The sequence below is a fragment of the Plasticicumulans sp. genome, from assembly GCF_035331805.1.
Classification (GTDB): Bacteria; Pseudomonadota; Gammaproteobacteria; order Competibacterales; family Competibacteraceae; genus Plasticicumulans.
Genome location: NZ_DAOLKE010000248.1, coordinates 1 through 5,369 on the forward strand (window position 1 = coordinate 1; position 5,369 = coordinate 5,369).

Genomic DNA, 5,369 nt, shown 5'->3' on the forward strand with positions numbered 1-5,369 from the left:
TGTCCAGACAGCACGGATGGATCAGCACGACGGCAAGACGCTGATGAGCAAGCCCCTCCCCCCTCGCGGGGGAGGGGCTTGGGGAGAGGGGGGCAGCGTCCGGGCGCAGTGCCGGCGTCTACCCCTCTCCCCCGGCCCCTCTCCCGCAAGGGGTGAGGGGAGATTGACGCCCGGGCGTTGATCGGTCGATCCATCCGGCCCGCGGAACCGCTGACTTGTGTAGATACCAATGCTGCACGACGGCGGGATTCGGCGTCATTCGGCGTTGAGGCGTCCGAGGAAGCGCGCCATCTCGCTGCGCAGCGTCGTCGCCTGCTCCCCGAGCCGGCCGGCGGCACCGAGCACCTGGGCGGCAGCCGTGCCGGTATCGGCCGCGGCGAGGTTCACCGCCCCGATGTCGGCCCCGACCGCCTGCGTGCCGGCCATGGCCTGCTGCACCTGCTCGTCGATGGTCTGCATCGCGTGCTGCTGGGCCTCGATGGCCGAGGTGATGCTGTCGGCGATGCGTGACAGGCCGCCGATGGTGTCGGCGATGCGCGTGATCGCCAGCACCGACTCGCCGGCGATCTGCTGCACGGTACCGATCTGCTCGGAGATCTCGTCGGTGGCTTCGGCGGTCTGGTGGGCGAGCGCCTTGACCTCGTTGGCGACCACTGCAAAGCCCTTGCCGGCCTCGCCGGCACGGGCCGACTCGATCGTCGCGTTCAGCGCCAGCAGATTGGTCTGGTCGGCGATCGTGTTGATCAGGTCGACGATGCGGCCGATCGTGCGCGCCGCGTCACTGAGCCCGGAAACCGTACGCTGGGTTGCGGCGGCCTCGTCGACGGCGAGGCGTGTGGTCTGGGCGGACTGTCCGGCCTGCGCGGCGATCTGGCTGACGGCGACCGCCATCTGCGCACTGGCCTCGGCCATGCGCCGGACGCTGTCGGCCGCCCCCGAGGAAGCCTTGCCGACCGCTTCGGCGCGCTGCTGCGTGCGTTCGGCGCCGCCGGCCAGCCCCTGCGCGGTGCGGGTCAGGTCCTGGGCCGCGTTCGTGACCGCCTGCAGGCTGCTGTTCGACTGGCGCTCGAAGTCCGCGGCCAGCTGCGCGACGCGCTCGGCCCGCCGCTCGCGCTCGCGCTGGCGCTGTTCGCGGGCTTCGGCCTCGACCTGGCGGCGCTGCTCGCGCTCGGCTTCGGCAGCCAGGCGCGCCTGCTCATCGGCGAGGCGCACGCGCTCGCGCTCGGCCTCGACCGCCGCATGTTCGGCCGCCCGGGCATTGGCCAGCGCCTCGGCGCGCACCGCGGTTTCCTCGAACACCAGCAGCGCCCGCGCCATTTCGCCGATTTCATCGGGGCGCGCGCAGTCCGCGCGATCAAGCCCGCGCTCGCCGGCAGCGAGCCGGCGCATGCCGTCGGCCAGGCGCAGCAGCGGCATGCTCACGTCACGTGCCAGCCGCCGCCCGCCGAGCAGGGCGGCACTGAGCGTGCCGATCCCGACCAGCAGCAGCAGGCCGGCCGCGAGCAGGGCCGCCCGGTTGCCGGCGGCTTCGGTGTCGGCGGCATTGGCGCTGACCGCCTCGCTGACGCGCTCCATCGCATCTTCAAGGTGGTTGAACTGCGTGATGAATCCCGGCAGATCGCCGGACTGGCCGCCGAGCACGGCGGCGACCTCCTGCTCGGCGCTGGCGATGTAGCGCTCGGCCTGCGGCGCGACGGCAGCGAACGCGTCAGCCAGTACCTTCGGCACATCGAGGCTGCGGTTGGCGGCCAGCAGGTCCCGGAAACGCGTGGCGTGATCGCGCAGTTCCTCCTGCACCTCGGCCGGCGTGAACCCCGGCGTGCGCGCCATCAGCACGTCGCCGCGCAGCGCGTCGTGCATCATGTCGGCTTCGAGGTGGTTGCGCAGCGCCTGCGCGGCGGTGCGCGCCGCCTGCAGCTGCAGCGCAAGGAAGGTGACCGCGGACAACGCGACGGCCATCAGCACGAGCGCCTGCAGCACGGCATAGACGCCGGTCCTGCGCAGGCGATCGCCGAGCAAGTGGGTGGGCTGCATCGGAGTCTCCGCAATTCCGTGGACGAGCCTCGTATGCCCGACAGGCATCGGCAGGAATCGGCAAGACTGAAGCCGGCAGACGCGACGGCGCTGCACGGTGCGCAGCCGCCGCCGAGCCGGTCACGCGGCGCCGGCAGCGGCCTGCGGCTAGAGCAGGTTCAGCTCCAGCCGTGCCCGCGCCGAGATCATCTCCTGCGTCCACGGCGGGTCCCAGACCAGCTCGACGGTCACGTCGTCGATGCCGTCGACGCCGCGCACGGCGTTCTCGACCCACTCGGGCATCGAGCCGGCCACCGGGCAGGCCGGGGCGGTCAGCGTCATGTAGATGTGCGCGCTGCGATCGCCGAGGTTGACGTTGACGCCGTAGACGAGGCCGAGCTCCCAGATGTCGACCGGGATCTCGGGGTCGTAGACGGTCTTCAGCGCCCTGACGATCTGCTGTTCGACCTCGACCTGTTCGGGGGTCACGTCTGCGGATGGCTGGGCGGCATCGTTCATCGCGGACTCTCCGGGCTTCATTCGGTCGCCACCGGCGCGCTGCGGTGATCGAGCGCGGCCTTCAATGCGTGCCAGGCGAGCGTCGCGCACTTGACGCGGCTCGGGAACTCGCGCACGCCGGCGAGCACGCCGAGCTTGCCGAGGCCGGGTGGCGTCGGGCCGTCGGTGGTGACGAGATCATGAAACTTCACGAACAGCGGCTCGACCTCGGCGACCGGCCTGCCCTTCAGGGCCTCGGTCATCAGCGAGGCCGACGCGGTCGAGATCGCGCAGCCCTGGCCCTGGAAGGCGAGGTCGCGGATCACGCCGTCGGCCACGTCGATGAACACGGTCAGCCGGTCGCCGCAGAGCGGGTTGAAGCCCTCGGCGTGATGCGAGGCCGGGTCGATCACGCGGAAGTTCCGGGGGCGCTTGTTGTGATCGAGGATCACTTCCTGGTACAGCTCGCGCAGGTCACTCATCGCAACACCTTGAAGGAATTCGGTTTCTGAGGTCCGAGGTGTTTCAGCCGAACCAGTGGCGGACCTTGTCGAGCGCGGCGGCGAGCGCGTCGACATCGGCGGACGTGTTGTAGACGCCGAACGAGGCGCGGGCGGTCGCCGGCACCGCGAAGCGCTCCATCAGCGGCTGCGCGCAGTGGTGACCGACGCGCACGGCGACGCCTTCGCCGTCGAGGATCGTGCCGATGTCGTGCGGATGCACGCCGTCCATCACGAAGGACACGACGCCGGCCTTGTCCGCTGCGGTGCCGATCAGGCGCAGGCCCGGGATGTCGGCAAGACGCGCCATCGCGTACTGCGTCAGTTCGTGCTCGTGCGCGGCGATGGCATCGAGCCCGAGCGCGCGCGTCCACTCGACCGCGGCGCCGAAGCCGATGACGCCGGCGACATCCGGCGTGCCGGCCTCGAAGCGCTCCGGCGGATCGGCGAAGGTCGTGCCCGAGAAGCTCACGCGCCGGATCATGCCGCCGCCGCCCTGATACGGTGGCATCGCCGCCAGCAGCTCGGCACGCGCCCACAGCGCGCCGACGCCGCTCGGCCCGTAGACCTTGTGCGCCGAGAACGCATAGAAGTCGCAGCCGAGGGCCTGCACGTCGACGGCCAGATGCGGCACGCCCTGCGCGCCGTCGACCAGCACCGGCACGCCCTGCGCGTGCGCCAGACGCACGATGTCGGCGATCGGATTGATCGTGCCGAGCACGTTCGAGACGTGCGTGACCGCAACGAGCTTCGTGCGGCCGCTGATCAGCCGCGTCAGTCCGTCGAGGTCGAGCTCGCCGCGGTCGGTGACCGGAGCGGCGACGACCTTCGCGCCGTAGCGGTCGGCCACCAGCTGCCAGGGCACGATGTTGGAGTGGTGCTCCATCTCGGTGACGAGGATCTCGTCATCGGGCCCGAGCTGCGGCTCCAGAAAACTGTTCGCGACCAGGTTGATCGCCTCGGTCGTGCTGCGCAGGAACACGATCTCGCGCGGCGACGGCGCGTTGACGAAGCGTGCGACCTGCTCGCGCGCGCGCTCGAAGGCGGTGGTCGAGCGCTCGGACAGCGCATGCACGCCGCGGTGGATGTTCGAGTAGTAGCCGCGGTAGCAGTCGGCGACCGCCTGCACGACGACCTCGGGCTTCTGCGCCGAGGCGCCGCTGTCGAGGTATACGAGATGCTTGCCGCGGATCTGCTGCGCGAGCACCGGGAACTGCGCGCGCACGGCCTCGACATCGAAGGCCGCTGCGGGTACTGGGGTCACGATCGGGGCGCTCATGCGGCCACCTCCATCCAGGCATCGAGTCGGGTTTCGAGCGCGGCGCGCATGGCCTCGTCGGTCAGCGCGTCGAGGAATTCACCGGCGAAGGCGCGCACCAGCAGCGTGCGCGCCTCGGCCAGACCGATGCCGCGCGCGCGCAGGTAGAACAGCGCATCCTCATCGAGCGCGCCGACCGTCGCGCCGTGCGCGCACTTCACGTCGTCGGCGAGGATTTCGAGGCGCGGGATCGCAACCGTCAGCGCCTGCTTCGACAGCAGCAGGTTGCGGCACTGCTGCTGCGCGTCGGTCTGCTGCGCATCCGGATCGACGCGGATCAGGCCGTCGAACACGTGCTTCGCCTTGCCGGCGAGCACGCCGCGGAAGGTCTGGCGACTCGTGCAGCGCGCCACGGCATGACGCAGTTCGAGGTGGTGATCGAGCAGCTGCGTGCCGCCGGCCAGCACCAGACCGTCGAGTTCGGCCGCGGCGCCCTCGCCTTCGAGCGTGAGCGCGAGATCCATCCGCCCGATGCGCCCGCCGCCGACCCAGCGGCGCAGCGAAAACTTCGCGTCGGCGGCGAGCTGCGCGCGCAGGCCGCCGAGCTGGAAGGCCTCGGCGGATTCATCCTGCACCGTGCTCAGCGCCAGCTGCGCGCCGCGTCCGAGCCGGACCTCGGTCAGCGCCGTCGACAGATAGGTCCCCTGCCCGCCCTGCCACTCCAGCAGCCCGGCCCCGGCTCCGTCTTCGAGCACCAGCAGCAGGCGCGGATGCACGGCCGTGCCGTCACCGCTGCTCCAGTGCGCGAGCGTCAGCGCGTCGAGCCGCGCACCGGCGGCGACGTGCACGAGCACGCCGTCCTCGAACAGCGCCGAGTTGAGCGCGGCGAAGGCATGCGCATCGAGGCCCGGCAGCGTGTCGAGTGCGGCCAGCACCTGCGGCAGCCGGCGAGCGGCCTCGGCGAAGCCGAGCACGCTGACGCCTGCCGGCAGTTCACCGGTTTCGATCGCGTGCACCCGGCCATCGACCAGCACGACGCGCGGCCCGGCCGGCAGCCCGGCCAGCCAGCCGGCGTCGGGCGCACGCCCGGTGTCGGCACG

General features: G+C 71.4%; 5 protein-coding genes. All 5 read right to left on the minus strand.

Translation table 11 applies throughout. The features are described 5' to 3' along the window. Nucleotides 1–255 precede the first annotated feature (255 nt). Complete coding sequence (locus PKE44_RS14460) at nucleotides 256–2,034, minus strand: HAMP domain-containing methyl-accepting chemotaxis protein (protein ID WP_324552395.1); 1,779 nt, start codon at nucleotides 2,032–2,034, stop codon at nucleotides 256–258. A 147-nt stretch (nucleotides 2,035–2,181) separates the two neighbouring features. Beyond that, nucleotides 2,182–2,532, minus strand: coding sequence for an SUF system Fe-S cluster assembly protein (locus tag PKE44_RS14465; protein WP_324552397.1), 351 nt, complete (start codon nucleotides 2,530–2,532; stop codon nucleotides 2,182–2,184). A gap of 17 nt (nucleotides 2,533–2,549) precedes the next feature. Further along, nucleotides 2,550–2,993 carry a Fe-S cluster assembly sulfur transfer protein SufU gene (gene sufU / locus PKE44_RS14470; protein WP_324552399.1) on the minus strand — a complete coding sequence of 148 codons (444 nt, stop codon included), beginning with the start codon at nucleotides 2,991–2,993 and terminating at the stop codon, nucleotides 2,550–2,552. 43 nt (nucleotides 2,994–3,036) lie between these two features. Continuing rightward, complete coding sequence (locus PKE44_RS14475; RefSeq protein WP_324552401.1) at nucleotides 3,037–4,290, minus strand: cysteine desulfurase; 1,254 nt, start codon at nucleotides 4,288–4,290, stop codon at nucleotides 3,037–3,039. Further along, on the minus strand, nucleotides 4,287–5,369 hold a 1,083-nt coding region (gene sufD, locus PKE44_RS14480; protein ID WP_324552403.1), incomplete at its 5' end, for a Fe-S cluster assembly protein SufD. The genes PKE44_RS14475 and sufD, both read right to left, overlap by 4 nt.